This window comes from Stenotrophomonas sp. 63632_Sma, assembly GCF_056482875.1.
In genome coordinates, this window is record NZ_CM151220.1 from 1,747,492 (window position 1) to 1,772,972 (window position 25,481).

Genomic DNA, 25,481 nt, shown 5'->3' on the forward strand with positions numbered 1-25,481 from the left:
CAGCGGCGGATGCTGGAAACCTGTCGAGTGGTGCGCCCGGAGAGATTCGAACTCCCGACCGCCTGGTTCGTAGCCAGGTACTCTATCCAACTGAGCTACGGGCGCCCTGCGACAGGAGCGGAATTATGCGGATGTCGGCGCGTACCGTCAACAGTTTTGTGAAAATTTTCATCCAACTGAATGAAAAAGCTGTCAGCTACGGCCTCCGGCGCCTTCAGCCACGCGAGATGATCGGCGCGCGTGCCCAGTTCCTGCGCGGACAGCACGCGCAGCTGCGCGTCCACATTCGGCAGCTTCGCCAGCAGCGTCTGCATCGATCCGGTCGGTGCCAACCAGTCGTGCTCCATCAACACGGCCTGCGCGCTGCCATGCACGCGCGCCATCTGCGCATCGAGGTCTTCGTTCATGCCGGCCGCGGCGTAGTGGTTGTTCAGGCCAACGCGCGCCCAGTCGGCGATCAGCCCGCGCGCTTCGGTGCCACCAAAGCCGAGGCGCCGACCATGCAGCACGCCCTGGCGTTGCGCGATCCACGGCAGGAAACGATAGACCAGCGGCAGCAGCCAGCCGCGCGGTGGTGGGAAGCCACGCCAGAACGGTGAGCCGCTGGCCGCCAGCCACAGCCGGTTGAAGTGCTGCGGGTTGCGGCCGGCATGCACGCAGGCCAGCTGCCCGCCCAGACTGTGTCCACCGATGATCCAGGGCAGGGCGTCGGCGGCGTCATCGGCTGCGGCCAGGACGGCCTGGCTGGCCGGCAGATCCTGTTCGAGTACCTCGCGATAGCCCCAGTCCTGCGTGCGCGACGGGCGCAGTGAGCTGCTGCCGTTGCCGCGCCACTCATGCAGGTAGACCGCCACGCCCTTCGCCGCCAGCGCCGATGCCAGTGGCAGGTAGTGACGCGCGGCCACGCCCAGCGCTGGCAGCCACAGCAGGCGCGCGATGGGCTGTGCAGGCACGCAGGCGATCACTTCGTAGCGATGGCCGTCGTCGCACTGCACGGCGAGGACGCTCGACGTCAGGCTCATGCGTGCGGTGCCGCGCCGAAGTGATCGAGCACCAGCACCTCGCTGCGGCCAGGCGCGTAGCCCTGCTGCAGGCCGCGCGCAACGTAGTCGATGCCGGCTTCGCAGGCATTGGCCAGGCTCAGGCCGTTGCACAGCTGCGCGGCGATGGCCGAGGCGAGCGTGCAGCCTGTGCCATGTGCGTCCAGCGGCAGGCGGGCGTGGATGAATTCTTCGCTGCTGACGCCGTCGAAGTAGCGATCGATCACGCGGTTGCCTTCCTGCAGGTGGCCACCCTTGAGCAGGACTGCGCCGGCTCCGAGATCGAGCAGGGCAGAGGCAGCCTGTTCGGCGTCATCGCCGTTGGCGATCTTCCGGCCGATCAGGAGTTCTGCTTCCGGGGTATTGGGCGTAACCAGCGTCGCCAACGGCAGCAGGCGTTCGCGCATGGCCTTGAGCGCACTTTCCTCCAGCAGGCGCGCGCCGCTGGTGGCGACCATCACCGGGTCCAGCACCACGTGCGGCGGGCGATGCTTTTCCAGTGCGTCGGCGACGGCATGGATCACCTCGGCGTTGGCCAGCATGCCGAGTTTCACGGCATGGATATCGAAGTCATCGAAGCAGGCTTCGATCTGCGCCTGCAGGAATGCGATCGGTGGCACATGCACGGCGGTGACGCCACGGGTGTTCTGTGCAGTCAGCGCGGCGAACACGGCCAGGCCATGCACGCGGTGCGCGGCGAAGGCCTTGAGATCGGCAGGGACACCGGCGCCACCGCCGGAGTCGGAGCCGGCGATGGTGAGGGCGGAAACGGGAGTGGTCGGGCTCATTCGGCGATTGTGCCGTGGTCCAGCTGGGGAAGGTAGATCCACGCCATGCGTGGATGTCCTTGATTCAATGCCGCCAACGCGCCCACTGCTGGTACACCACATAACCCAGCCCGGTCAGGCCGGTCAGCAGGGCGGGGGCGAGCAGGGCGTCGTATTGCCAGCGCATGAACAACCAGGCGCCGAGGATGCCGCCGGCGAGGAAGCCGCTGATGATCAGGCCGCTGAGGGTCAGCCGCCGTACCTGCAGCGGCAGTCCGCGCAGCAGGTGGCCCAGGCCGATGCCGAGGTCGGTGAACATGCCGCTGAGGTGGGTGGTGCGCACCACCGCGCCACTGAAGGTGGTCGCCATCGCATTCTGCAGGCCGCAGGCCATGGCGGCGGCCAGTGCACCCCAGATCTGATGCTGTTCGAACAGCGGAATGGCCACCAGCAGCAGTGCCGATTCCAGCGCCAGCGCGACACCGTAGCGGCGGCCCAGCTGCAATGCGCTGTCCTGGATCAGCAGGCCGCTGAGCATCGCGCCCAGCGAAAACGCGATCAGCAATCCCCACAGGTGGCCGACCGCGCGCCAGTCACCCTGGGCCAGCGCCATGCCCAGCTGGCTGGTGCTGCCGGTCATGTGGCTGACCGCCTGGTGCTCGAAACCGAGGAAGCCGACCACGTTGACCATGCCGGCAACGCACGAGAGCGCGACCGCGCCGATCCAGACCCAGGTGGGCAGGCGTATTCCCATCGGCGGGGCCCCTCAGGGCCCGCCGAAGCCGCCGTTGAACTGCAGCTCGCTGAAGGTGTTGCTGGCCGGGTCGAATACCGCGCCCCAGAACTGCGTGCCGCCGTCACAGACGCGGATCGCTTCCCGTGCCGGGTTGATGCCGCTGTCGTCGGGCAGATGGAAGGCGTTGATGTAGATCAGACGCTTGCCGGCGCTTTCGATGCCGACGTACTGGCGGTCGAAGTCCAGCACCTTCGGTACCTGTGATTCCAGCGACGACAGCTGCGCTTCCAGCTGGTCGATCTGCTGCCGGCTGGGCGCCCAGTAACCACTGACCCGCCCGGCCTCGCGGCCGGGACTGGGGCGCGAGCAGGTATCGAGTACCTGCGCGGCGATGATCGGGCGGGTGACCACCCAGGATTGGCCGGTACGCTCGGCGGTCGGCACGCTGGCGGGGCCGCGCGTGGTGGTGCAGGCACCCAGGACGGCTGCGAGGGCGATCGCAGCCGTGGGCAGCAGCAGGCGGGTGCAGCGGTTCACAACACCTCCGAAGCGTAATCGGCCAGGCGTGAGCGTTCGCCTCGGCGCAGGGTGATGTGCGCACTATGCGGCCAGTTTTTGAAGCGATCCACCGCGTAGGTCAGGCCCGAGGTGGTCTCGGTCAGGTACGGGGTGTCGATCTGCTCGACGTTGCCCAGGCAGACGATCTTGGTGCCGGGGCCGGCACGGGTGATCAGCGTCTTCATCTGCTTGGGGGTGAGGTTCTGCGCCTCGTCCAGGATCAGGTAGCGCGACAGGAATGTGCGGCCGCGCATGAAGTTCATCGAGCGGATCTTGATGCGGCTGGCGAGCAGGTCGTTGGTCGCCTGGCGTCCCCAGGTGCCGCCTTCCTGGTTGTGCGTGAGCACTTCCAGGTTGTCGGTCAGTGCACCCATCCACGGCGTCATCTTCTCTTCCTCGGTGCCGGGCAGGAAGCCGATGTCCTCGCCGACGCTGACCGTGGCGCGGGTCATGATGATCTCGCGGTAGCGCTGCTGGTCCATCGTCTGCGCCAGGCCGGCGGCCAGCGCCAGCAGGGTCTTGCCGGTGCCGGCGGTACCCAGCAGCGTGACGAAGTCGATCTCCGGATCCATCAGTGCGTTGAGCGCGAAGTTCTGTTCTCGGTTGCGTGCGCTGATGCCCCACACGGCGTGGCTGCCGTGGCGGAAATCATCGACCAGTGACAGCACCACCTTGCCGTCGCCGACCACGCGGCTGACGCGCAGCTCGACTTCATCTTCGCCAGGCAGGTAGACGTACTGGTTCGGGTACCACTCCTCGCCATCCTGCGCCAGGATTTCGTAATGCGTGCGGCCCTTGTCGCTCCAGCTGCGCAGGTCATCGCCGTGGCGCTTCCAGAAGTCTTCCGGCAGCTCGGTGGCGCCGGTGTAGAGCAGGCTGAAATCGTCCAGCGCACGGTCGTTCTCGTAGTCCTCGGACACGATGCCGGCGATCGCGGCCTTGATCCGCAGGTTGATGTCCTTGGAAACGAACACCACCGGCAGGTCCGGGGTTTCTTCCTTCAGCGCCAGGATCGCGCCGAGGATGGCGTTGTCCGGGATGACCTTGCCGAAGCTCTTGCCGGCGTCGAAATGGCTGGTCTGGAAGCGCAGCTTGCCGGCGCTCTGCTTGCCGCGCAGCTGCAGGCCATTGGGTCGCTGCAGCGGAATGCCGTCGGCCAGGTTGTCCAGGCCGGATTCCTGCACCAGCTCGTTGAGGAAGCGGCTCACCTGGCGGGCGTTGCGGCTCGCTTCGGAGGTGCCCTTCTTGCCGTTGTCCAGCTCCTCGATCACCTGCATGGGCAGGTAGACGTCGTGCTCCTCGAATTTGAACAGCGCGGTGGGATCGTGCATCAGCACGTTGGTATCCAGCACGTAGATGCGCTTGCCTCGGGTCATCGTCGATTCCTGGTTACGGACAGGGAAAAACCACCACGGCCTGCTGCGGGGCAGGGTGATGGCAGACACAGTAGGCAGTGGGACTCACTTGGACTGGGAGGCCTTCAGTTCGGCGAGAACGGCATCGGCATGGCCGGCAACCTTGACCTTGCGCCAGGACTGCACGATGCGGCTGTCGGGGGAAATCAGGAAGGTGCTGCGTTCGATGCCACGTACCTGCTTGCCGTACATGTTCTTCATCTTGATCACGTCGAAGGCGCCGCACAGCGCTTCGTCGCCATCGCTGACCAAGGGGAAGTTGAAGCCCTGCTTGGCACAGAAGTTGTCGTGCGACTTCACCGAGTCGCGCGAGACACCGAGTACCACCGCGCCTGCCTTCTTGAATTTGGGCAGAAGTGCGTTGAAGTCGATGCCTTCGGTGGTGCAGCCGGGGGTGCTGTCCTTGGGATAGAAGTACAGCACCAGCCAGTGGCCGGCGTAGTCGCCGAGAGTGGCCTGTTCGCCACCGGACAGCGCCAGCGGCAGGGAGAGGGTGGTGCTGTCCAGGGTATCGCCGTTGTTCATGAGGTCCTTCTGTCGAGCCTGGGTTCTTTCTACGACAATTGCATGAAACGCCACGCGCCCGTGAGAGGCGCGCGAAGAATCAGAATTTCATCGGGTCCATGATCGCGTCCAGGTTCAGGTGGTCGCAGAATTCAAGGAAATCGTCGCGCAGCGCGGCGATGTGCATGTTGGCCGGCACGCCGATGGTGACCTGCGCGCTGAACATCTCCGCACCGGTCTGCATGGCGCGGTAGCGCGTGCTCTGCAGGTTCTCGATGGTGATGCCCTGGCGGTCGAAGAAATCGGCCAGCTGGAACAGGATGCCGGGCTTGTCGGCGGCGATCACTTCGACGATGTACGGCAGCAGGTTGGACTGCGCCTGCTTGGCGGCAGTGCGGTACCAGACCAGCTTCAGGCCCTCTTCGCGCTCCAGCCGGGTCAGCATCGCTTCCAGCTTGGCCACCGAGTCCCAGGAGCCGGTGGCCAGGGCGGTGACCGAGACATCGCGGCCGACCGTGGCCAGGCGTGCGTCCACCAGATTGCAGCCGCTGTCGGCAATGCGGCGGGTGACGGACAGCAGGGGGGACTCCGGATGCGTCGTGTAGGCGTTGATCAGGAGGTGGTTTTCGCTCGGCGCGGGGCGCGGGGTGGTGTCGGTCAAGGCGATTCCGGGTAATGCATGCGTTAGTCTGAATGCCCGCCAGAGGCGGGGATCCACCGGTGTCCAGCATACTTGCCCGTGCTTTCGCGCCGCAAGTAACATTCAGGTCGCCCCCGGCCTTTCGTGGCGGGCGTTTTCCCTTTCCAGCCAAGAGCAGCACGTCCTTGTCCCTTTCCGGCCTCATCACCGCGCTGGCGACCCCGTTCCGGGCCGACGGCGCCCTCGATCCCGACGGTTGGCAGCGCCTGCTGCACCTGCAACTGGAAGGTGGCGTCCATGGCGTTGTCGTAGCCGGCTCGACCGGTGAAGCAGCGACCCTCACCGATGCCGAGTACGACCTGCTGCTGGCCAGCGCGGTCGAGCGCATCGGCGGCCGCATCCCGGTCATGGCCGGTACCGGCCTGTCGGGCACCGCCAAGACCATCGAACAGACCCGCCGTGCCGCCGCGCTTGGCGCCAGCCACGCGCTGGTGGTCACCCCGCCGTACGTGCGGCCGACCCAGGCTGGCCTGATCGCCCACTACCGCGCGGTTGCCGACCAGGGCGGGCTACCGGTCGTGCTGTACAACGTGCCCGGCCGTACCGGGTGCGACATGCAGCCGGAGACCGTGGCCGAACTGGCCAGCCATCCCAACATCGTCGGCATCAAGGAGGCGGTGGGTGACACCGGCCGGGTGCAGGCGCTGCTCGCCCTGCGCAGCCCGCAGTTTGCCGTGTTCAGTGGCGACGACGGTACGGCCGCGCGCTCGATCCAGGCCGGTATCGATGGCCTGATCTCGGTCGGCTCCAACGTGCTGCCCGGCGCCTACCGCCGGATGTGCGAGCTGGCTGCCGCCCACGACCACGAAGCCACCGGGTCCTGGGATGCGCGCCTGCAGCCGTTCCATGATTTCTGCGGCGTTGAGCCGAACCCGATTCCGGTCAAGGCGTTGCTGCGCCGTATCGGCATCGGTCACGACCTGCGCCTGCCGCTGCTGCCGCTGTCGGTGGCGCACCATCCGGCGGCCGATCACCTTGCCGGCGACATCGCCGCCCTCGAAGCCCTTTCCAGCCACTGACCTTCCGTCTTGGTCTGACCCAGGAGATTCACATGCGTCAATCCGTATCCACCGTCCGCGTGCTGTCCTACGCCCTGCTTGCGGTGGCCGTTGCCGCCGGCACCACCGGCTGCTTCAAGCGTGGCGTCAAGGGCGACTACGCCCTGGCCCCGGAGATGCGTCCGCTGGAAGTGCCGCCGGACCTGAACCTGCCCAACGCCACCAGTGACAACAAGGTGCCGACCCTTGCCTCGGCGACCAAGCCGGCGGCCCCGGTGGCTGCGGCCCCGGCCGTGGGCAACACCGGTTTCACCATCGCCGGCGGCAAGGACGAGGCTTTCGCCAAGGTCGGCACCGCGCTGGAAGGCGTGGAAGGCGTGACCATCGCCAGCCGCGCGCAGCTGCTGGGCTCGTATGACGTGGCCTACGAAGGCAGCAACTTCCTGGTCCGCGTGGTCGCCGTCGATGCCGGCGCCTACATCTCCGCGGTCGACCCGCGTGGCCTGCCGGCCACTGCAGAAGCGCCGGTGAAGCTGATCGCCGCGCTCAAGGCAAAGCTGGCCCAGTAAGGGCCGGTCGGGTGGGTGCGGGCCCAGGTCCGCACGTGCCCGGGTAGAGGCCGACCTTGGTCGGCGCTTCGGTGCCAACCAAGGTTGGCACCTACCGGATCCTGCGGTTGGCAGCTACCGGATCTTGCGGTTGGTATTTGCCGAGCAACGAAAAAGGGCGCCATGGGCGCCCTTTTTCGTTGTCGCAGCGAGCGCTTCTCAGCGCTCCAGCAGCTTCAGCTTGTCTGGCTTGCCGTCCCATTCGCCAGCGTCGGCGGGCGGGTCCTTGCGCACGGTCAGTACCGGCCACTCCTTCGCCAGCTCGGCGTTGAGGGCGACGAAGCTCTCCTGGCCGGCAGGAACATCGTCCTCCGGGAAGATCGCGTTGACCGGGCATTCCGGTTCGCAGAGGGTGCAGTCGATGCACTCATCCGGGTCGATCACCAGGAAGTTCGGGCCTTCGTGGAAGCAATCCACGGGGCATACTTCCACGCAATCGGTGTGTTTGCACTTGATGCAGTTTTCGGTGACGACAAAGGGCATGGGCTGGGGGTGGATCGATTCCTGAACCCGCCAATTCTAGAACAGGTTGGCCCCCGGTGTCGGCGCGGGGCGGAAATCGGGCGTCTGGCAGGCGCGGCCGTGGTGGTCGTTGGCGGCAGGGTGAGGCCTGTGCGACGCTGCGGGTCAGCCGGCTGCGTTGGATGGCCGGACCCCTTCCCAGCAGGATCGTTCATGTCCCCAGCTCAGCCCAACATCGCCTCCCATGGTGGTGAGAACACTGCATTCATCGTCCTGATCAGCTGCGTGGCCACGCTGGGTGGATTCCTGTTCGGCTTCGACAGTGGTGTCATCAATGGCACGGTCGACGGCCTGCGCCAGGCCTTCAACTCCAGCGAGGCGGCGCTCGGTTTCGAAGTGGCCTCGATGCTGCTGGGCTGCGCGATCGGTGCCTTCCTGGCCGGCTGGCTGGGGGATCGCCTGGGCCGTCGTGGCGTGCTGATCGCCTCGGCACTGATGTTCCTGGTCTCGGCGCTGGGCGCCGGTGCCGCTCACGCTTCCTGGCTGTTCATCGCCGCACGCGTGCTCGGCGGCTTCGCGGTGGGCGCGGCCAGCGTGATGTCGCCGGCCTACATTGCCGAGGTGGCCTCGGCGCGCTATCGCGGGCGTTTGGCCACGGTGCAGCAGATGGCGATCATCTGCGGCCTGTTCGCCGCCTTCCTCAGCAATTACCTGCTGGCCCGAGCTGCTGGGGCGTCAACCGAGCCGCTATGGCTGGGCCATGAGGCCTGGCGCTGGATGTTCTGGATGCAGGCGCTGCCGTCCGGGCTGTTCCTGCTGTTGTTGCTGGTGATTCCGGAAAGCCCGCGCTTCCTGGTCCTGAAGGGGCGTCAGCAGCAGGCGAGGGCGGTACTGTCGCGACTGTACGGCGAGGCGGCAGCGGCGACCAAGCAGGCCGAGATCGAAGCCAGCCTGGCCCAGGATCAGCACAAGCCGCGCTTCAGCGACCTGCGCGACACGGTCACCGGCAAGCTGCGCCCGATCCTCTGGGTAGGCATTGGCCTGGCCATGTTCCAGCAGCTGGTCGGCATCAACGTGGTGTTCTATTACGGCGCGGTGCTGTGGCAGGCGGTGGGCTTCTCGGAAAGCGACGCGCTGCTGATCAACGTGCTGTCCGGCGCGCTGAGCATCGGCGCCTGCCTCCTGACGGTGCTGTTGATCGACCGCATCGGGCGCAAGCCGCTGCTGTGGATCGGCTCGGTTGGCATGTCGGTGGCGCTGGTGCTGATGGTGGTGGCGTTTGCCAGCGGCAGCCTGGCCGATGGTCGCCTGCAGCTGTCCGATGGCATGGGCCGGCTGGCGCTGGTTGCGGCCAACGTCTATGTGGTGTTCTTCAACATGTCCTGGGGCCCGGTGATGTGGGTGATGCTGGGCGAGATGTTCCCGAACCAGATCCGCGGCCCGGCGTTGGCCGTTGCCGGTGCGGCGCAGTGGACGTCGAATTTCGCGATCACCGTGACCTTCCCGATGCTGCTGGCCGGCATCGGCCTGGCCGGCGCCTATGGCATCTACGCGGTCGCGGCGATCCTCTCGATCGTCTTCGTGGTCCGCTACGTACGCGAGACCAAGGGCAAGGAGCTGGAGCAGATGGAAGGCTGACGGCGACTGGCTTCGGTTGCGTTCCGTTGGCGCCTGCTTGTCCAGAGTGTGAGGGGGCAGGCCGCCCTCTCCAGGACACGCAAGAGCCCATCCATCGATGGCGCCATCCATGGCGCCAACGGTCCTGGAGAGGGCGGCCTGCCCCCTCCTGACAGTTTCGTGGTGCGTGCGGATGCGGCGAAGCGCTGGTCGATTGTTGCCGCAGATCGCGGGAAACCGTTCAGAGTCGGTGGGGTCACCCAGGGCAGGACCGTTGGCGCCATGGATGGCGCCATCGAGCCCCCATGGATGGGTTTACGGCGTGTCCTGCCCTGGGTGACCCCACCGGCTCAAGCCGATTGCAGGGGGGCGCCAAAGCGACCAACCCGACCGCAATCACTGCAATCCCGGAAAACAGAAAAGCCCGCACAAGGCGGGCTTTTTCGGTTCCTGCTGCGGCGACTGGCGCTCCCTAGGGGACTCGAACCCCTGTTTTAGCCTTGAGAGGGCCACGTCCTAACCACTAGACGAAGGGAGCGTAACTGTGTCGCTGCCGAGGCAGGAGCGCTAGTATATGCACCTCGATGCCATTGGGCAATCCCGAAACTTCAACCGGAAGCGCCAACATCATTTCCTCTGCTACATCACCGTTCAGCCTGCGCGTCATCCCGCGCGACCAGCACACGATCTCCCGCAAGGACATCAGCCCGAACGCCCTGCGCGTGCTTTATCGCCTGCGCGATGCCGGCTTCGGCGCCTACCTTGTCGGCGGCGCGGTGCGCGACCTGCTGGTCAATGGCCAACCCAAGGATTTCGACGTGGCCACCGACGCCACGCCCGAACAGGTCAAGCAGCTGTTCCGCAACTGCCGCCTGATCGGCCGCCGTTTCCGCCTCGCCCACGTTGTGTTCGGCCGCGAGATCATCGAAGTCGCCACCTTCCGCGCCAACAGCGATGACGGTAGTGGCGACCGCGAGATGGAAAACGGCATGCTTGTGCGCGACAACGTGTACGGCACCATCGAAGACGACGCCGTCCGCCGCGACTTCACCTGCAACGCCCTGTACTACGCCATCGAGGACTTCTCGGTGCGTGACTACACCGGTGGCTTCGAAGACGTGCAGGCGCGCCTGATGAAGCTCATCGGCGACCCGGTACAGCGCTACCAGGAAGACCCGGTGCGCATGCTGCGCGCCGTGCGCCTGGCGGCCAAGCTCGGCTTCCAGATCGAAGAGGGCACCGCCGCGCCGATCCCGCAGCTGGCTGGCCTGCTCAACGAAGCCGCGCCGGCACGCCTGTTCGAAGAAGTGCTGAAGCTGTTCCTGTCCGGGCACGGCGTGGCCAGCTTCGAAGGCCTGGAGCGCTACGGTCTGCTCGACGTGCTGTTCCCGGAGAGCGCCAAGGCGCTGAAGTCCAACCGCACCGGCGCGCTGCGCCGCATGCTGGTGGAGGGCCTGGCCAACACCGATGCCCGCGTGGCCAACGATGAACCAGTCTCGCCCGCGTTCCTGTTTGCGCTGCTGCTGTGGCCGGCGTTCTGCCGCGCCCAGGCAACCCTGCTCAAGCAGGGCGTGGCACCGGAAGAGGCGCAGCGCCGTGCCGCCGATCGCGTCACGGTGCAGCAGCTGAGCACCATCGCGCTGCCGCGCCGCTTCTCGCTGCCGATGCAGGAAATCTGGCTGCTGCAGTCGCGCTTCAGCTCGCGCCAGCGCAAGCGCGTGTTCCGTACCCTGACCCATCCGCGCTTCCGCGCTGCGTTCGACTTCCTCAGCCTGCGCCAGGTGGCCTCGGCCGAGCACGCCGCCGATGTCGAGTTCTGGCGTGAGGCGCAGGCGCAGTCCGGTCGCGAGCTGGAATCGTCGCTGGACGTGATGCACAGCGAAGAGGGGGATGACGAGAGCGGGGCACCGCGCAAGCGCCGCCGTCGCCGCCGTCGTCCGGGTGCCCCGGCCGGTGCGGCTGGCGAGTAAACGATGACCCTTGCCTGGATCGGCCTCGGCGCCAACCTTGGCGACGCGGCCGTCACCGTCGGCGCGGCGATTGCCGCGCTCGACGGCCTGCCCGATACCCGCCTGCGCCAAGCCTCAAGGCTGTACGCCACGCCGGCCTGGGGCAATGAAGACCAGCCGCCGTTCGTCAACGCGGTGGCTGCGGTCGAGACCACGCTGCCCGCCGATACGCTGCTGCAGGCGATGCTGGCGCTGGAGCAGCGTTCTGGTCGCGTACGCGATCCGGCGGTGCACTGGGGCCCGCGCGCGCTGGACCTGGACCTGCTGCTGTATGGCGCGCAGGTGCTCGACCAGCCTGGTCTGCAGGTGCCGCATCCTTACCTGCACGAGCGTGCCTTCGTGTTGGTGCCGCTGGCCGAAATCGCGCCGGATCTGGCCATTCCCGGCCATGGCCGCGTGCGGGATGCAGTGATGCGGGTGGATGCCTGCGGGATTGCGCCGATAGGGTGATAATGCCCAGGTTATCTCCCCCGGTTATCAGCACATGAGCACCCACGCAGACAGCAAGCCCTGGACCGTTCCCGCCCTGGCCGAGGCCAAGCGCAATGGCCAGAAGCTGGTCATGTTGACCGCCTACGACGCCGGCTTCGCCCGCACTTTCGATGCCAACGGCGTCGACCTGATCCTGATCGGCGATTCGCTGGGCATGGTCGTGCAGGGCCATGATTCGACCTTGCCGGTGACTGTGGCCGACATGGTCTACCACACCCGCGCCGTGGCCCGCGTGCTGCAGCGTGCGTTGCTGGTGGCCGACCTGCCGTTCGGCGCCGATGCCACCCCGGAGCGGGCGCTGGATGCCTCGTTGCAGCTGCTGCAGGCGGGCGCGGAGATGGTCAAGATCGAAGGTGCCGGCTTCAAGGTCGACATCATCCGCTACCTGGTGGAGCGCGAGATTCCGGTCTGCGCGCATCTGGGCCTGACCCCGCAGTCGGTGCTGCGACTGGGCGGCTTCAAGATCCAGGGTCGTGGCGATGCCGCGCGCCAGCTGGTGGAAGATGCCAAGGCTGTGGCCGCTGCCGGCGCCAGCATCATGGTGCTCGAATGCGTGCCGACTCCGGTCGCCGCCGAAGTGACCGCTGCGGTGGATGTGCCGACCATCGGCATTGGCGCAGGCCCGCAGTGCGATGGCCAGGTGCTGGTGCTGCATGATTTCCTCGGCCTGGACAGTGGTCATCGCCGTCCCAAGTTCGTCAAGGATTTCCTTGCCGAAGGCGGTTCGGTGGCCGGTGCCACCCGCGCCTATGCCGACGCGGTGCGCGACGGCAGCTTCCCCGACGAACAGCACGCCTACGCCCAATGATCCAGACCTTCAACGAGCTCGGCGCACTGCGCGGGCAGATCGCCCAGTGGAAGCGCGAGGGCCTGCGCGTGGCGCTGGTGCCGACCATGGGCAACCTGCATGGGGGTCACCATTCGCTGGTGACCCTGGCCCGCCAGTACGCCGACAAGGTGGTGGCGAGCATCTTCGTCAACCCGACCCAGTTCGGGCCGAACGAGGATTTCAGCCGCTACCCGCGCACGCCCGAGGCCGACGTAGCCGGGCTGGAGCAGGCCGGCTGCGATGCGGTGTGGCTGCCCAGCGTCGAGGTGATGTACCCGCTGGGGGTGGACAAGACCACGCGCATGCACGCGCCGGGCGTGAGTGAAGTGCTGGAAGGCGCCAGCCGTCCGGGGCACTTCGATGGCGTGTGCACGGTGGTCGCGCGCCTGTTCCTGCAGGTGCAGCCGGACGTGGCCGTGTTTGGCCGCAAGGACTACCAGCAGCTGGCCGTCATCAAGCAGATGGTGGCCGAACTGTCGTTCCCGATCCAGATTGTCGGTGCGGACATCGTGCGCGACGAGGATGGCCTGGCCAAGAGTTCGCGCAACCAGTACCTGAGCGCCGAACAGCGCCCGCTTGCGACCACCATCCACCGCACCCTGCTGGGCATGCGCGAAGGCTACGTGGCCGGGCAGGCACGTGATCGCATCGAGGCCGACGCCACGGCGGCATTGCAGGTGGCCGGTTTCCAGGTCGACTATGCAGTGCTGCGGACCCCGGAGCTGGCCGAGCCGACCTTCGACGGCGGTGGCCGCGTGGCGCTGATCGCCGCGCGGCTGGGTACTACCCGCTTGATCGACAACCTGGAGTTCTGAGCCGCATGCGGCTCCGGGGCGCCCGCAACGGGCGCCTCTCGACTTCCCACGGACGGGAGACCGGAAATGAAGACCCCCAGCACTGATACCGGCCGTCTTGCCCAGGCCTCGATCCTGGCGGTGCTGGCCGCCGGCATGCTGCCGGCCCAGTTGTTTGGCGGCCTGTTGTTCGCGCTTGAATTCAGGCGCACGCCGATGCCTGCGCTCACCGGCGGTGGGCTGATGTTCGTGTTGGCCGTGTGCAATGCGATCGCGGTGTTGCTGCCGATGGCGCTGATCCTGCAGTCTCAACAGCGGCTGCGCCGGACTGGATTCGTGCTGGTCGGCTTCGGACTGGGCGCGCTGGCCATGGCCACCTGCACCTGGCCGGGCGCGGACAATGGTCCGCTGCTGCAGCGCCTGCGCTATGTCGACACCTTCGACGTGATCAGCTATGCCTTGCAGGTGCTGGCCGCAGGTGGCTTCGGCCTGGTCGCCGGGCTGGCCTTCCATACGGTGTTCCGGCTGTCTCTGGAGGGCCGTTCCGGGCATGCCGCGCCGCCGCCGCCGGGGGAGGGGGCCTGAACAGCCCTCAGCGTCCTGCTGCGGCCCCCTGACGATGGCCAAGCGGGTGCTAGAATCCGCTCTTTCCTTTGCCGTTGCAGCGCCCCCATGCACCTGTCCCTGCTCAAGACCAAGATCCACCGCGCCACCGTCACCCATTCCGAGCTGAACTACGAAGGCTCGATCGCCATCGATGACAACCTGCTGGCTGCCACCGGCATCCGCGAGTTCGAGCAGGTGCACATCTGGGACGTGACCAACGGTGCGCGCTTCTCGACCTATGCCATCCGTGCCGAAGCCGGCAGCGGCGTTGTCTCGCTCAACGGTGGTGCCGCGCGCCACGTGCAGGTCGGTGACATCATCATCATCGCCGCGTTCGCCAGCATGACCGAGCAGGAAGCTGACAGCTTCAAGCCGAAGCTGGTGTACGTTGATGGCAAGAACCAGATCTCCCACACCAACGACACGATCCCGACCCAGGCCGCATGACAACGAACAACGGATTCGACTCGCTGCATTCCCACGCCCAGCGCCTGAAGGGCGCAAGCATCCCCAGCCTGCTCGCCGCCGAACCCGGCCGCGTGCAGGACCTGGCGCTGCGGGTCGGTCCGTTGTATGTCAATTTCGCGCGGCAGAAATACGATGCCGCGGCGTTGCAGGCCCTGCTCACGTTGGCCGCCGACCGTGATGTCGGTGGTGCCATCACCCGATTGTTCCGTGGCGAGCAGGTCAACCTGACCGAAGGTCGCGCCGCGCTGCATACCGCGCTGCGCGGCGACGTGGTCGATGCGCCGGTTGCAGCCGAGGCCTATGCCACCGCGCGCGGGATCCGCCAGCGCATGGGCGTGCTGGTGCGTGCGCTGGAAGACAGCGGCGTCACTGACGTGGTCAGCGTCGGCATCGGTGGTTCCGATCTCGGTCCGCGCCTGGTCGCCGATGCGTTGCGCCCGGTCACCGGCGCGCGCCTGCGCGTGCATTTCGTATCGAACGTGGACGGCGCGGCCATGCAGCGTACGCTGGCCACGCTGGATCCGGCGAAGACCGCCGGCATCCTCATCTCCAAGACCTTCGGTACCCAGGAAACCCTGCTCAACGGCCAGATCCTGCACGACTGGCTGGGTGGCAGCGAGCGCCTGTATGCAGTGAGCGCCAATCCGGATCGCGCCGCCAAGGCCTTCGCGATCGCCGCCGATCGCGTACTGCCGATGTGGGACTGGGTCGGTGGCCGTTATTCGCTGTGGTCGGCCGTTGGTTTCCCGATCGCGCTTGCGATCGGTTTCGAGCGCTTCGAGCAGCTGCTGGAAGGCGCCGCGCAGATGGATGCGCACGCGCTGGATGCACCGCTGGAGCGCAACCTGCCGGTGCTGCACGGCCTGACCGACATCTGGAACCGCAACGTGCTGGGCCATGCCACGCATGCGGTGATGACTTACGACCAGCGCCTGGCGCTGCTGCCAGCCTACCTGCAGCAGCTGGTGATGGAAAGCCTGGGCAAGCGCGTGCAGCGTGACGGCCAGCCGGTCACCACCGACACCGTGCCGGTGTGGTGGGGCGGCGCGGGCACCGATGTGCAGCACAGCTTCTTCCAGGCACTGCATCAGGGAACCAGCATCGTTCCGGCCGACTTCATCGGCTGCGTACACAACGACGATCCCTACACGATCAATCATCAGGCCCTGCTGGCCAATCTGCTGGCGCAGACCGAAGCACTGGCCAATGGCCAGAGCAGCGACGACCCGCACCGTGATTACCCGGGCGGCCGCCCGAGCACGCTGATCCTGCTCGACGCGCTGACCCCGCAGGCGCTGGGTACGCTGATCGCCATGTACGAACACGCCGTGTACGTGCAGTCGGTGATCTGGAACATCAATGCCTTCGACCAGTTCGGTGTCGAGCTTGGCAAGCAGCTGGCCAGTGGCCTGTTGCCGGCGCTGCAGGGTGAGGATGTGGCGATTGCCGATCCGATGACCCGCGAGATCCTGGCGCAGCTGAAGAGCTGACCCGGCCTGCGGATGCCGGCCGCCACTACCATCCGATGCCTCTCCGGTTGCCTTCGATCCGGTCGCGCAGGAATGGCGGCGCGGCCACTCATTCCACGTCACTTCCGTACCGCACGTGCAGCGTATTCGTGCGCCCTGCCGCAGCGCAGCTTGACGCACTTGACACGCGGATGCAGTGTGCACGGGCGGCTGTACCTGTCATCCAGTATCGCTCGCAGCATGATGTTGATGCCAGGGACTGGCCGTATCCGAAGGGACGTGGAATCGATCCATGTCCTCAACGCCTCATGTTGTGAATGACAGGAGATTGCGAATGGATCTGAACGACGATGTTGTGTCCGGCTGGCTCAATGGCTCGGACGATGTGGATGGGTGTGCCAACCCTGCGGGTTCGCTGTTCATCTACGGTGCGGCAGCCACCGAAGCGGCCCTCACCGGAGCTTCGGACACCATGATCACCGGGGGCACCAACGAGTGCACCACCACGGTATCGGTGATCAACCACTGCCTGTGTTGCTGATGTAACCCGAGCCGGCACGCAGAGGCATGCAGCTGCGTGCCGGCGACTGGAACAGACTCTCGATATCTCGCAGGGGGCGTAATGACCGCTTCTCCGGCTGCGGCCGCGTTTGCGTGCATCACCGAACATTTCCTTGCCCAGGCGCGCGCTGCGCTGGTTGCCGGCCTGCATGATCCCGCCATTGCTCTGCAGCCTGGCGAGCGCGATCTGCTGCATGCACGGGGCGATGCGGCACTGCGTGAGCATGCCCAGCTCAAGCTCAACCGCGTGCTGCTGCTGGAACTGCACGCCGCTGCGCGCAGCGGTGACATCGGCCCGCTTGACAGCGCTGGGGTGCTGGACGAATTCGTTGCCCTGGCCACCAGCGAGGGCTTCCGCACGCATCTGCAGCGACGCTATCCGGTGCTGCTGCCGCGCCTGACGCGCATGCTCGAAGGACAATGTGCGGCTGTGGTGGAGCTCGCTGTTCGCATCGGCAGCGATCGTGCGGCGCTGGCAGAGTTGCTGGGTGCGCCGGCGGGCACGCTGCATGCCGTTGCATTGGGACGCGGTGACCTGCATGGTGGCGGCCGGACCGTGGCGCGGCTGCAGTTCGATGGCGGCACGGTGATGTACAAGCCACGCTCATTGCGCATCGATGCGACGCTTGATGGCCTGTTGTCCACGGTCTTTGGTGACGGCCCTGACCGCGTATGCGTGCCGAAGGTGATTGATCGTGGCAGCCACGGCTGGGCCGCCTTCGCCGCGCACCGCTACTGTGCCGATGACCTTGAACTGCGTGCCTACTACCGCGGTCTTGGCCATTGGCTGGCAATCCTGCGCCTGGTCGGTGGCACCGACATCCATCTGGAGAATCTGATCGCGGTCGGGCCGGTGCCGGTTGTGGTCGACGCCGAAAGCGTGTTCTCCCGGGTAATCGACATTGAGCCATCAGGGCTTGGCGATGCGTACGACACCGCCGTCAAGCTGATGCGTAATTCAGTGCTGCGTACCGGAATCGTGCCATTCCGTACTGCCGGCCTGGGCATGGAAGGCGTGGATCTGTCCGCAGCCGGCGCACTGCCGGGCGAGCAGCCGCGGGTACAGGTGCCGGTGATTGTCGAGGACGGGACGGAACCGGCCCGCTTGGGCATGGTTGAGGCCGAGGTCTCCGTTGCGCAGAATCATCCCAGCGCGCAGCCCGATGTGTCGTTGTACTGGGATCACATCAGCGAGGGCTTCATCGACGCCAGTGGGCGCCTGCGCGCGCTCGATGCGAAGGGTGAACTGATGCCGCTCCTGGCGGCTTTCGAGGGCTGCCAGGTGCGCGATGTGCGGCGGCCGACCATGGCCTACGCCGAGCTCGGGCGAATGCTCTGGCATCCGGCATCGCTGCACAACGAAGCCCAGGCGGTTGAACGCGCGATCGACCTGCTGGTGCGCAATGCGGCGGTGTCACCGGCCGCGCCATCGGACCTGGAGACCGTGCGCGGCGAAGTGGACGACCTGCGCCACGGTGACATTCCGATCTTCGCATCGCAGCTGGACGCGGCCCGCATCCGCTCCATCACCGACAACTGGCGTGCGATGCGCATCGACCTGGAAGACGTGACCATCCGCAGCACGCTGGTAGCCACCGACCTGAACCAGCATGCGCTGGCCCGCGCCGAGGCTAGATCCGGCCACAGCTATGCAGCACAGCATCCGCGTGCGGACGACCTGGATGCACGCCGTCGCACGCTGGCCGCGCGCGCGGTGGAGAGCCTGCTGCGGCTGGCGGTGCACGGCGAAGACGGTTCGATGACCTGGATCACACCCGAGGTGACCCGTACCGGGTGGACCGTCCAGCCGGTGCAGCCCGACCTGTATTTCGGGCTGGGAGGCATTGCGTTCGCACTGGCGGCCTACCGCCGGGAAGTGGAGCAGGGGCGTGCCGACCCGGTAGTGGGGCTGGCCCCGGCCATCGATGGCGCCCTCGCGGTGTTCCAGACCATGTGTGAGCGGCATCCCGCCGAGATCGATGGTGGATTCGTCGGAACCGGTTCGCAGATCTGGGCATTGCTGGCATTGAACGACCTGTTGCAGCGACCGGCGCTGCTGGCGCTGGCGGAGCGCTGCGCAGAAGCCGCAGAGCGTCGCGGGTTCCAGGAGGCGACGAAGTTCGAACTGATTGATGGCGTGTCCGGCATGATCCTGCCGTTGCTGTCGCTGGCTGGGGCTACCGGAAACGCGCGCTGGCTCGAGCTGGCGGCCGCAGCGGGACGTCGCCTGCAGGATGCTGCGATCGTCGACACGGACGGCGCACGCTGGCCGACGCCACAGTTCCGCGAGCCGATCGGTGGCTTTGGCCACGGCGCGATGGGCATGGGCTGGGCGCTGGCACGGCTGGCGCGTTCGGATGCCGGCAGCGTGCCTGAGCGGGCCGCCTGGCGGCAGCTGGCCGAAGGAGCCTTTGCGTTCCAGGCGGCGCTGTTCGAACCGCATACCGGGCACTGGCGTGACATCCACCTGCAGGATGGGCAGAAGAACTTCCCGACCTGGTGCCATGGCAGTGTCGGCATCGGTCTGGCGGCCGCGGATCTGTATGCCCGCACCGGCGATCCCGCGCAGTTGCGTGACATGCGGCGGGCTGTGGCCGACGCGCGCGGCAAATGGGGGTTCAGCCACACCCTGTGCCACGGCGATGTGTCCACCCGGGAGCTGCTGGTTCTTGCGGCTGCGCTGGATCCGGAGGGATGTCCCTATCCGCAGGATGAGGCCGCCATCGAGATCGTTTCTTCGATCGAGGAGCACCAGGGCATGGTCGGCGGACTGACCCGCGCGGCCTTTACTCCGGGCCTGATGATCGGCCTGGCAGGTGCGATCTATGGCTTCCTGCGCATGCATCCGGCCTGCGCGCTGCCGTCGCCGCTGCTGCAGGAGACGGCGGCGGCGCGGGTCGATGCCCCGGCATCGCGTTCCAGTGCCGCGCAGGACCGACCGGCGCTGGCCGAGGTCTGAGCCGGACGGGTTCGGCAATCAACGGCTGGGATCGCGTTCCGGGCTTGGCCGCTTTGCCAGCTTGCGCTGCAGCGAACGACGGTGCATGCCGAGCAGGCGCGCTGCCGCGGACACGTTGCCGCCGGTCTCGTGCATCGCCTGCTGGATGTGTTCCCACTGCAGGCGGCTGATCGGCGTCATCGCGTCCGGCACTTCCATTTCGCCATCGTCGGCCGGGCCATCGTCTTCCTCGCCGAGGGCGCGCAGGATCATCGGCACCGTGGCCGGCTTCGGCAGGTAGTCGTCGGCGCCGAGCTTGATCGCCTCCACGGCGGTGGCGATGCTCGCGTAGCCGGTCACCAGCAGGATGCGCATGTCCGCGCGCAGGGCACGCAGCGGCTGGATCAGTGCCAGGCCGGAATCGCTGCCCAGCTTCAGGTCGATCAGCGCGAACGCCGGCGGATGCTGGCGGGCCAGCGCCAGCGCACTGGCGGCATCCTGCGCGGTCTGCGTTTCAAGCCCCTTGCGGGCCAGGCTGCGCTGCAGGGTGCGCAGGTACAGCTCGTCGTCGTCGACCAGCAGGCCCAGGGTGGAGTGATGAAGGCTCATGGGGTGTCCTCACGTGGGGTCAGCGGCAGGCGGAAGCCGACGCGGCTGCCGGCCCCCTGGGCCGGGCGCATCCACATCTCGCCGTCGAGGCGTTCGATGGTGGCATGGGACAGGGCCAGGCCGACGCCCATGCCCTCGCTTTTGCTGCTGCCGAACAGCTTGCCCGGCAGCACCGCGGCACGGGCGTCGAAGCCGTGGCCGTAGTCGCGGACTTCGCCGATCAGGTCGTCGCCTTCGATGCGCAGGTCCAGGTCCACGCGCGGCCGGCCGGCCTGCTCGCCGGCATCGGCGGCATTGTTGAGCAGGACCATCAGCAGATGACCCACGCCCGGGTCGAGTGGCAGCCGCAGCGGCGCATCGTCATTGCGATGCAGGTCGATGGTCGGCCGCACCAGGCGCCACTGTTCCAGTACCTGCTGGGCGCTGGAGTGGCTGCGACCCGGTGCATCGGCCGAGGCCGGTGCGGCCAGCGCCAGCACGCGCTCGCGGCACTGCACCAGCAGCTCGCGCAGGGTTTCCATGTCTTCGCGTACTTCGGGCTCTTCGCTGCGCTCGGCGACGTCATCGGCGAGCAGGGTCATGGTCGCCAGAGGCGTGTTCAGTTCATGCGCCACCGAGGCGGCATGGGTGGCCAGGGCGACGATGCCCTCGTTGCGGGCGAAGCGTTCGCGCAGGGCCGACAGTTCCAGTTCGCGCTGGCGCAGCGCCAGTGCCAGGCGGGTGGAGAAGGTCAGCACGACCGCTGCGGAAATCAGGAAATTGGCGACCACGCCCCAGCGGTTGAGGTCCTGGGCGCGGAAATAGCCATCCGGCAGCGACTGGCCGAAGATGCCGCTGGCGGCGTAGCCGAGCAGGCAGGCCAGCGCCACCGCCAGTGCCCAGCGCAGGGGCAGGGCGAACGCGGCGAGCGCGATCAGGATCAGGAACAGCGAACTGAACGGGTTGGCCATGCCGCCACTCCAGCCCACCATCCAGGTCAGGATGATCACGTCCACCAGGATGTGGCCGAACGCGGTCAGTGGCGCGGTGTCGGCCGCCTCCGGGCGCAGCTGGGTGTAGATGTTGAACAGGGTCAGCACGGCCACGCCCGCCCACAATGGCAGTTGCGGCAACGGCAGGCCCAGCACCCAGGTGGCAACCAGGATGGTGGCGGCCTGGCCACCTACGGCAAGCCAGCGCAGGCTGCACAGGGTTCGGAGAAACGGGGCGTCGGGACCGGTCATTCACGCTCATCGTATGCGTTCACGCGTGACCGTGCCTGCGACAATCGGCCGCAGCCGTGCCGCCGGCTGAATGCGAGTCACCCGGAATGCGGAGGCGGGCGGTAGAATGCGCCCATGCACGACGCCGTTACCCGCCCGACGCCCCCTTCCGATGCCACTGCCTGGCCCCGCCGCCAGACCCATGCCGTCCAGATCGGCGGGGTCACCGTAGGCGGAGGCAAGCCGGTCGTGGTGCAGTCGATGACCAACACCGATACCTCCGACGTGGCCTCCAGCGTGAAGCAGGTGGCCGAGTTGTGGCGTGCGGGTTCGGAAATGGTGCGGCTGACCGTCAATACCGTGGAAGCGGCTGCGGCGATCCCGCGCATTGTCGACAAGCTGGCGATGATGGGCATCGACGTGCCGCTGATCGGTGACTTCCATTACAACGGCCATCAGCTGCTGACCGCCGAACCGGCCTGTGCCGAAGCGCTGGCCAAGTACCGCATCAACCCGGGCAATGTCGGCTTCGGCAAGAAGAAGGACCTGCAGTTCGCCCAGCTGATCGAGTTCGCGATCCGCCACAACAAGCCGGTGCGCATCGGTGCCAACTGGGGCTCGCTGGACCAGGCCCTGGCGGCAAGGCTGATGGACGAGAACAACCTGCGTGAGCAGCCCTGGGACGCCGGCCGCGTGCTGCGCGAGGCGCTGATCCGCTCGGCGCTGGATTCGGCAGAGCAGGCGGTGGAGCTCGGCCTGCCGCGCGACCGCATCGTACTGTCGGCCAAGGTCAGTGGCGTGCAGGAGCTGATCGCGGTGTACCGCGACCTGGCCCAGCGCTCGGATTTCGCCCTGCACCTGGGCCTGACCGAGGCCGGAATTGGCAGCAAGGGCATCGTCGCCTCGTCCGCGGCGCTGAGCGTGCTGCTGCAGGAGGGCATCGGTGACACCATCCGCATCTCGCTGACCCCGGAACCGGGCCAGTCGCGTACGCAGGAAGTGATCGTCGCCCAGGAGCTGCTGCAGACCACCGGCCAGCGCGCCTTCACGCCGCTGGTCACGGCCTGCCCGGGCTGCGGCCGCACCACCTCCGAGTTCTTCCAGGAGCTGGCCAAGGTGGTACAGAACCACGTGCGCGAGAAGATGCCGCTGTGGAAGATCCACCACCCGGGTGCGGAGAACATGACCCTGGCGGTGATGGGCTGCATCGTCAACGGGCCGGGTGAGTCGCGCCATGCCAATATCGGCATCTCGCTGCCCGGCACGGGTGAAACGCCTGCAGCGCCGGTGTTCGTCGATGGCGAAAAGAAGGTGACCCTGCGTGGCGAGAACATCGCCCAGGAATTCGTCGCCCTGATCGACGATTACGTCGAACACAAGTATGTCCGAAGCGCCGGATAAGCCTGCGATCCTCGCTGCACCGGAGTCCGCCTCCGGCTTCCGCCACTGGATGGCGCGCAATGCCTGGCGCCTGGTCCTGCTGTTCGGTGGCGTGCTGCTGCCGCTGGCCGGCTTCGTCGCCCTGGCTGACGAGGTGCACGAGTTTGAATCGTTCCATTTCGATGCGCCGCTGCTGTGGCAGATGCATGGCCTGCATTCGCCGCTGCTGGACCGCTTCTTCGTGCTCATTTCCAGACTGGGCTACGAATGGTTCCTGATCCCGGCCGACGTGCTGATCATCGGCGTGCTGATGGGCTACCGGCGTTGGCGCGAGGCGACCTTCGTGGCGGTCAGCTTCGTCGGCTCGGCGCTGCTGAACATGGGCAGCAAGCACTTCTTCCAGCGCCAGCGCCCCAGCCTGTGGGAATCGATCGCGCCGGAATCGACGTTCAGCTTCCCCAGCGGCCATGCGATGGGCTCGATGACCCTGGCAGTGACCCTGGTACTGCTGGCCTGGAACACCCGCTGGCGCTGGCCGGTGCTGCTGCTGGCACCGGCATTCAGCCTGCTGGTCAGCGTGTCCCGGGTCTACCTGGGGGTGCATTACCCCTCCGATATCCTGGCGGGATGGTGTGCCGCGCTGGTTTGGGTGGTAGGGTGCTATCTGGTCATGTTCAGTCGCCGGCACCCATGGCGACGTCACGGCTCGCCGCCAGCGAAGGCCAGCGAAGCATCATCACAGGGGGATTGACGTGGATGGCCCTTGAGGGACGTCTACGTGATAGATCAGTTGTTTCGTTGCAGCAGGTTCTGCAAGACAGGGGGCAAGCACAACGCGCGGTAGTGTGATGCGCAAGGCAGATTGCCGGGGTCGCATTCCGAACGCGCTTGCAGGGGTATCGGCACCCTGCCTAGCTTGACCTGCAATGGCCGCATTCGAAGAGGTACGTGAATGACGATTCGAGTCTACCTGGTGGATGACCATGCGCTGGTCCGCACCGGGATGAAGATGATTCTGTCGGGGGAAACCGACATCGAGGTGGTGGGCGAAGCCGAGACCGGCGAAGACGCGCTGCGTGAAGTCCGCCAGCTGCTGCCGGACGTGGTGTTGTGCGATCTGCACCTGCCGGGCGTAAGCGGCATGGAAGTGACCGAGCGCATCGTCCGCAGCCACCGCAACACCCGCGTGGTGATCGTGTCGGTGCTGGAAGACGGCCCGCTGCCGAAGCGCCTGCTGGAAGCCGGTGCTGCCGGGTACATCGGCAAGGGCTGCGATGCGCAGGAACTGCTGCGCGCAGTGCGCGACGTCGCCGGTGGCCGCCGCTACCTGGGCACCAGCATCGCGCAGAACCTGGCGTTGTCGACGGTGGAGGGCAACGGTTCGCCGTTCGACAGCCTGTCACCGCGCGAGCTGGAAGTGGCACTGCTGCTGACCCAGGGCCTGCGCCAGGAAGACATCGCGCGGCGGCTGAGCCTGAGTGCGAAGACGGTGAACACGCACAAGGCGCGGTTGTTCGAGAAGATGGGAATCCACGACAACATCGCGCTGGCGCGGATGGCCAGCCAGTATGGGCTGGTGGATCCGGCACGGCCGCTGTAAGGGTTTCGGCCAACGGCTGAGCCCCTCGCGGTGTGCGGCAGGATTCGTGGGGTTGGCCCTGCGGAGGGATTGCGCAGGGGACGCCGTGGATCCATCCCTGGAGGCTCGGGCGCGCCATCCATGGCGCTTACGCCCCTGCGCAATCCCTCCGCATGGCCACGGACAGGTTCCGTACGCGTCCACCGCGGAATGAAGAAGGAAGAGCAGGAGCGGGTCGCGCGCTGTGCGCGCTCGTCGCCTGGGGTCGGATCCCTTTCCCGGTGGGAAAGGGCTCTGACCCTTGATGATGCCGGAGCCGAGCGTGGGCGCGGCTCTACACCTTTGTCGGGCTCAGTGGCCGCGCACGCGCTTGATGATCTTTGCGGCGTCTGCGGCGCTGGCGCGCACCTTGTCCCATTCGCCGTCGGCGATCCAGTTGCCCGGCACCATCCACGAACCACCGATGCAGACCACGTTCTTCTGCTCGAGGTATTCGGCGGCGGTGTTTTCGGTGATGCCACCGGTCGGGCACAGTTTGAGGTCGGCAACCGGGCCGGCCAGGCCCTTGATCATCGCCAGCCCGCCCACGGCCGTGGCCGGGAACAGCTTGCACACGCGGAAGCCGCGCGCGTACAGCGACAGCAGCTCGGTCGGCGTTGCCGCACCCGGCACCACCGGCAGCGGCGCAGCGGCCAGTGCATCAGCCAGCGCCGGCGGCGTACCCGGGGTCACCAGGAAATCCGCACCCGCATCGATGGACTGCTGCATCTGCTCCACGGTCAGCACCGTACCGGCACCCACCACCACGTCCGGCAGCTCGCGCTTGAGCATCGCCAGCGCTTCCATCGCCACCGGCGTGCGCAGCGTCAGCTCGATGGCCGGCAAGCCACCTTCCAGCAGCGCCGCGCTGACCGCACGCGCCTGGTCCAGCGTATGAATCGTCACCACCGGCAGGATGCCCGCCGCACGCAACAGCTCCGCCGCCTTCACCTGATGTTGTTCGATACCCATGCTTTTGCCCTTGCCTTTGCTCTTCTTGATTCAGTGGCCGCAGCGCAAATGACGCGCCGGGAATTGTCCAAGGGCAGTAGAGCGCCCTGGCCGGGACCGTGAGCGGCATGGATGCCGCGATCGAGCCCC

At 66.9% G+C, this 25,481-nt stretch carries 26 protein-coding genes and 2 tRNA genes; 15 read left to right on the forward strand and 13 right to left on the reverse strand.

From position 1 onward, the window contains the following. Positions 1 to 28 precede the first annotated feature (28 nt). The 8 genes from ACZK45_RS08115 to ACZK45_RS08150 form a co-directional block, all read right to left on the reverse strand. Positions 29 to 105: transfer RNA gene (locus ACZK45_RS08115), tRNA-Arg, on the reverse strand. Then, positions 96 to 1,022: an alpha/beta hydrolase family protein gene (locus ACZK45_RS08120; protein ID WP_478445664.1), complete on the reverse strand. Its 927-nt coding sequence runs from the start codon at positions 1,020 to 1,022 to the stop codon at positions 96 to 98. The genes ACZK45_RS08115 and ACZK45_RS08120 overlap by 10 nt, the downstream gene beginning before the upstream one ends. Then, positions 1,019 to 1,828 carry a bifunctional hydroxymethylpyrimidine kinase/phosphomethylpyrimidine kinase gene (gene thiD, locus ACZK45_RS08125; RefSeq protein ID WP_049400932.1) on the reverse strand — a complete coding sequence of 270 codons (810 nt, stop codon included), beginning with the start codon at positions 1,826 to 1,828 and terminating at the stop codon, positions 1,019 to 1,021. The genes ACZK45_RS08120 and thiD overlap by 4 nt, the downstream gene beginning before the upstream one ends. A 64-nt stretch (positions 1,829 to 1,892) precedes the next feature. After that, positions 1,893 to 2,561 carry a YoaK family protein gene (locus ACZK45_RS08130; protein WP_049463692.1) on the reverse strand — a complete coding sequence of 223 codons (669 nt, stop codon included), beginning with the start codon at positions 2,559 to 2,561 and terminating at the stop codon, positions 1,893 to 1,895. A 12-nt stretch (positions 2,562 to 2,573) separates the two neighbouring features. Beyond that, positions 2,574 to 3,080 (reverse strand): hypothetical protein, encoded by a 507-nt coding sequence (locus tag ACZK45_RS08135; protein WP_032128845.1) that lies wholly within the window; start codon positions 3,078 to 3,080, stop codon positions 2,574 to 2,576. Next, positions 3,077 to 4,477, reverse strand: coding sequence for a PhoH family protein (locus tag ACZK45_RS08140; protein WP_010484287.1), 1,401 nt, complete (start codon positions 4,475 to 4,477; stop codon positions 3,077 to 3,079). The genes ACZK45_RS08135 and ACZK45_RS08140 overlap by 4 nt, the downstream gene beginning before the upstream one ends. A gap of 84 nt (positions 4,478 to 4,561) precedes the next feature. After that, positions 4,562 to 5,041, reverse strand: coding sequence for a peroxiredoxin (locus ACZK45_RS08145; protein WP_032128846.1), 480 nt, complete (start codon positions 5,039 to 5,041; stop codon positions 4,562 to 4,564). Between the two features lie 79 nt (positions 5,042 to 5,120). Beyond that, complete coding sequence (locus ACZK45_RS08150; protein WP_005409051.1) at positions 5,121 to 5,681, reverse strand: glycine cleavage system transcriptional repressor; 561 nt, start codon at positions 5,679 to 5,681, stop codon at positions 5,121 to 5,123. A 164-nt stretch (positions 5,682 to 5,845) separates the two neighbouring features. Between ACZK45_RS08150 and dapA the strand changes: the two genes are divergently transcribed. After that, positions 5,846 to 6,739 (forward strand): 4-hydroxy-tetrahydrodipicolinate synthase, encoded by an 894-nt coding sequence (gene dapA / locus ACZK45_RS08155; protein WP_049423505.1) that lies wholly within the window; start codon positions 5,846 to 5,848, stop codon positions 6,737 to 6,739. A gap of 32 nt (positions 6,740 to 6,771) precedes the next feature. Then, positions 6,772 to 7,287, forward strand: a complete 516-nt coding sequence (locus ACZK45_RS08160) for a hypothetical protein (protein ID WP_006432432.1) — start codon at positions 6,772 to 6,774, stop codon at positions 7,285 to 7,287. A 198-nt stretch (positions 7,288 to 7,485) separates the two neighbouring features. On the opposite strand, the gene fdxA is transcribed toward ACZK45_RS08160, so the two are convergent. Continuing rightward, positions 7,486 to 7,809, reverse strand: a complete 324-nt coding sequence (fdxA, locus tag ACZK45_RS08165) for a ferredoxin FdxA (protein WP_004153066.1) — start codon at positions 7,807 to 7,809, stop codon at positions 7,486 to 7,488. Positions 7,810 to 8,001: 192 nt separating this feature from the next. On the opposite strand from fdxA, the gene ACZK45_RS08170 reads away from it, so the two are divergent. Next, a complete protein-coding gene (locus tag ACZK45_RS08170; protein ID WP_478445665.1) occupies positions 8,002 to 9,426 on the forward strand; it encodes a sugar porter family MFS transporter in 1,425 nt (474 codons plus the stop codon). Between the two features lie 442 nt (positions 9,427 to 9,868). Here the strand turns inward: ACZK45_RS08170 and ACZK45_RS08175 are convergent. Further along, positions 9,869 to 9,943: transfer RNA gene (locus ACZK45_RS08175), tRNA-Glu, on the reverse strand. A gap of 52 nt (positions 9,944 to 9,995) precedes the next feature. Here ACZK45_RS08175 and pcnB point away from each other — a divergent pair. The 9 genes from pcnB (at position 9,996) to ACZK45_RS08220 (ending at position 19,592) form a co-directional block, all read left to right on the forward strand. Next, positions 9,996 to 11,375 carry a polynucleotide adenylyltransferase PcnB gene (gene pcnB / locus ACZK45_RS08180; RefSeq protein ID WP_478445666.1) on the forward strand — a complete coding sequence of 460 codons (1,380 nt, stop codon included), beginning with the start codon at positions 9,996 to 9,998 and terminating at the stop codon, positions 11,373 to 11,375. 3 nt (positions 11,376 to 11,378) lie between these two features. Then, complete coding sequence (folK, locus tag ACZK45_RS08185) at positions 11,379 to 11,864, forward strand: 2-amino-4-hydroxy-6-hydroxymethyldihydropteridine diphosphokinase (RefSeq protein WP_478445667.1); 486 nt, start codon at positions 11,379 to 11,381, stop codon at positions 11,862 to 11,864. A 34-nt stretch (positions 11,865 to 11,898) separates the two neighbouring features. Continuing rightward, positions 11,899 to 12,714 (forward strand): 3-methyl-2-oxobutanoate hydroxymethyltransferase, encoded by an 816-nt coding sequence (gene panB / locus ACZK45_RS08190; protein ID WP_005416119.1) that lies wholly within the window; start codon positions 11,899 to 11,901, stop codon positions 12,712 to 12,714. Beyond that, positions 12,711 to 13,550: a pantoate--beta-alanine ligase gene (panC, locus tag ACZK45_RS08195; protein ID WP_346486844.1), complete on the forward strand. Its 840-nt coding sequence runs from the start codon at positions 12,711 to 12,713 to the stop codon at positions 13,548 to 13,550. Before panB ends, panC begins: the two co-directional genes overlap by 4 nt. A gap of 66 nt (positions 13,551 to 13,616) precedes the next feature. Next, positions 13,617 to 14,114, forward strand: a complete 498-nt coding sequence (locus ACZK45_RS08200; RefSeq protein ID WP_049400941.1) for a hypothetical protein — start codon at positions 13,617 to 13,619, stop codon at positions 14,112 to 14,114. Between the two features lie 87 nt (positions 14,115 to 14,201). Beyond that, positions 14,202 to 14,582 (forward strand): aspartate 1-decarboxylase, encoded by a 381-nt coding sequence (gene panD / locus ACZK45_RS08205; RefSeq protein ID WP_032128853.1) that lies wholly within the window; start codon positions 14,202 to 14,204, stop codon positions 14,580 to 14,582. Continuing rightward, the gene (pgi, locus tag ACZK45_RS08210; protein ID WP_478445668.1) at positions 14,579 to 16,093 is read left to right on the forward strand and encodes a glucose-6-phosphate isomerase; all 1,515 of its coding nucleotides are present in this window, start codon (positions 14,579 to 14,581) and stop codon (positions 16,091 to 16,093) included. The genes panD and pgi overlap by 4 nt, the downstream gene beginning before the upstream one ends. 313 nt (positions 16,094 to 16,406) lie before the next feature. Further along, positions 16,407 to 16,613: a DUF6229 family protein gene (locus ACZK45_RS08215; RefSeq protein ID WP_010484314.1), complete on the forward strand. Its 207-nt coding sequence runs from the start codon at positions 16,407 to 16,409 to the stop codon at positions 16,611 to 16,613. Between the two features lie 81 nt (positions 16,614 to 16,694). Beyond that, complete coding sequence (locus ACZK45_RS08220) at positions 16,695 to 19,592, forward strand: type 2 lanthipeptide synthetase LanM family protein (RefSeq protein WP_478445669.1); 2,898 nt, start codon at positions 16,695 to 16,697, stop codon at positions 19,590 to 19,592. An 18-nt stretch (positions 19,593 to 19,610) separates the two neighbouring features. On the opposite strand, the gene ACZK45_RS08225 is transcribed toward ACZK45_RS08220, so the two are convergent. Together ACZK45_RS08225 and ACZK45_RS08230 are read right to left on the reverse strand one after the other, a co-directional pair. Further along, complete coding sequence (locus ACZK45_RS08225; RefSeq protein ID WP_012510702.1) at positions 19,611 to 20,180, reverse strand: response regulator transcription factor; 570 nt, start codon at positions 20,178 to 20,180, stop codon at positions 19,611 to 19,613. Further along, entirely contained in the window at positions 20,177 to 21,403 is a 1,227-nt protein-coding gene (locus ACZK45_RS08230; RefSeq protein ID WP_032128856.1) for an ATP-binding protein, read from the reverse strand. Before ACZK45_RS08230 ends, ACZK45_RS08225 begins: the two co-directional genes overlap by 4 nt. Positions 21,404 to 21,517: 114 nt before the next feature. Here ACZK45_RS08230 and ispG point away from each other — a divergent pair, with 114 nt between their 5' ends. The 3 genes from ispG (at position 21,518) to ACZK45_RS08245 (ending at position 24,362) form a co-directional block, all read left to right on the forward strand. Then, positions 21,518 to 22,783 carry a flavodoxin-dependent (E)-4-hydroxy-3-methylbut-2-enyl-diphosphate synthase gene (gene ispG, locus ACZK45_RS08235; protein ID WP_478445670.1) on the forward strand — a complete coding sequence of 422 codons (1,266 nt, stop codon included), beginning with the start codon at positions 21,518 to 21,520 and terminating at the stop codon, positions 22,781 to 22,783. After that, positions 22,764 to 23,513 carry a phosphatase PAP2 family protein gene (locus ACZK45_RS08240; RefSeq protein ID WP_478445671.1) on the forward strand — a complete coding sequence of 250 codons (750 nt, stop codon included), beginning with the start codon at positions 22,764 to 22,766 and terminating at the stop codon, positions 23,511 to 23,513. Before ispG ends, ACZK45_RS08240 begins: the two co-directional genes overlap by 20 nt. A 201-nt stretch (positions 23,514 to 23,714) precedes the next feature. Continuing rightward, on the forward strand, positions 23,715 to 24,362 hold the full coding sequence (locus ACZK45_RS08245; protein WP_004153112.1) for a response regulator: 648 nt from the start codon (positions 23,715 to 23,717) through the stop codon (positions 24,360 to 24,362). Positions 24,363 to 24,692: 330 nt separating this feature from the next. Here the strand turns inward: ACZK45_RS08245 and eda are convergent, their stop codons facing one another. Beyond that, positions 24,693 to 25,352: a bifunctional 4-hydroxy-2-oxoglutarate aldolase/2-dehydro-3-deoxy-phosphogluconate aldolase gene (gene eda, locus ACZK45_RS08250; protein WP_032128859.1), complete on the reverse strand. Its 660-nt coding sequence runs from the start codon at positions 25,350 to 25,352 to the stop codon at positions 24,693 to 24,695. Between the last annotated feature and the right edge of the window lie 129 nt (positions 25,353 to 25,481).

What these genes read in the sequence shown, in the direction of transcription:
- ACZK45_RS08160 (WP_006432432.1), top strand. Translation starts at nt 6,772, where the DNA reads ATGCGTCAATCCGTATCCACCGTCCGCGTGCTGTCCTACGCCCTGCTT.
- folK (WP_478445667.1), top strand. Translation starts at nt 11,379, where the DNA reads ATGACCCTTGCCTGGATCGGCCTCGGCGCCAACCTTGGCGACGCGGCC.
- panD (WP_032128853.1), top strand. Translation starts at nt 14,202, where the DNA reads ATGCACCTGTCCCTGCTCAAGACCAAGATCCACCGCGCCACCGTCACC.
- eda (WP_032128859.1), bottom strand. Translation starts at nt 25,352, where the DNA reads ATGGGTATCGAACAACATCAGGTGAAGGCGGCGGAGCTGTTGCGTGCG.
- thiD (WP_049400932.1), bottom strand. Translation starts at nt 1,828, where the DNA reads ATGAGCCCGACCACTCCCGTTTCCGCCCTCACCATCGCCGGCTCCGAC.
- ispG (WP_478445670.1), top strand. Translation starts at nt 21,518, where the DNA reads ATGCACGACGCCGTTACCCGCCCGACGCCCCCTTCCGATGCCACTGCC.
- ACZK45_RS08140 (WP_010484287.1), bottom strand. Translation starts at nt 4,477, where the DNA reads ATGACCCGAGGCAAGCGCATCTACGTGCTGGATACCAACGTGCTGATG.
- ACZK45_RS08245 (WP_004153112.1), top strand. Translation starts at nt 23,715, where the DNA reads ATGACGATTCGAGTCTACCTGGTGGATGACCATGCGCTGGTCCGCACC.
- ACZK45_RS08200 (WP_049400941.1), top strand. Translation starts at nt 13,617, where the DNA reads ATGAAGACCCCCAGCACTGATACCGGCCGTCTTGCCCAGGCCTCGATC.
- ACZK45_RS08220 (WP_478445669.1), top strand. Translation starts at nt 16,695, where the DNA reads ATGACCGCTTCTCCGGCTGCGGCCGCGTTTGCGTGCATCACCGAACAT.
- ACZK45_RS08120 (WP_478445664.1), bottom strand. Translation starts at nt 1,022, where the DNA reads ATGAGCCTGACGTCGAGCGTCCTCGCCGTGCAGTGCGACGACGGCCAT.
- ACZK45_RS08230 (WP_032128856.1), bottom strand. Translation starts at nt 21,403, where the DNA reads ATGACCGGTCCCGACGCCCCGTTTCTCCGAACCCTGTGCAGCCTGCGC.
- pgi (WP_478445668.1), top strand. Translation starts at nt 14,579, where the DNA reads ATGACAACGAACAACGGATTCGACTCGCTGCATTCCCACGCCCAGCGC.
- ACZK45_RS08215 (WP_010484314.1), top strand. Translation starts at nt 16,407, where the DNA reads ATGGATCTGAACGACGATGTTGTGTCCGGCTGGCTCAATGGCTCGGAC.
- ACZK45_RS08240 (WP_478445671.1), top strand. Translation starts at nt 22,764, where the DNA reads ATGTCCGAAGCGCCGGATAAGCCTGCGATCCTCGCTGCACCGGAGTCC.
- fdxA (WP_004153066.1), bottom strand. Translation starts at nt 7,809, where the DNA reads ATGCCCTTTGTCGTCACCGAAAACTGCATCAAGTGCAAACACACCGAT.
- ACZK45_RS08225 (WP_012510702.1), bottom strand. Translation starts at nt 20,180, where the DNA reads ATGAGCCTTCATCACTCCACCCTGGGCCTGCTGGTCGACGACGACGAG.
- ACZK45_RS08145 (WP_032128846.1), bottom strand. Translation starts at nt 5,041, where the DNA reads ATGAACAACGGCGATACCCTGGACAGCACCACCCTCTCCCTGCCGCTG.
- ACZK45_RS08170 (WP_478445665.1), top strand. Translation starts at nt 8,002, where the DNA reads ATGTCCCCAGCTCAGCCCAACATCGCCTCCCATGGTGGTGAGAACACT.
- panB (WP_005416119.1), top strand. Translation starts at nt 11,899, where the DNA reads ATGAGCACCCACGCAGACAGCAAGCCCTGGACCGTTCCCGCCCTGGCC.
- ACZK45_RS08130 (WP_049463692.1), bottom strand. Translation starts at nt 2,561, where the DNA reads ATGGGAATACGCCTGCCCACCTGGGTCTGGATCGGCGCGGTCGCGCTC.
- panC (WP_346486844.1), top strand. Translation starts at nt 12,711, where the DNA reads ATGATCCAGACCTTCAACGAGCTCGGCGCACTGCGCGGGCAGATCGCC.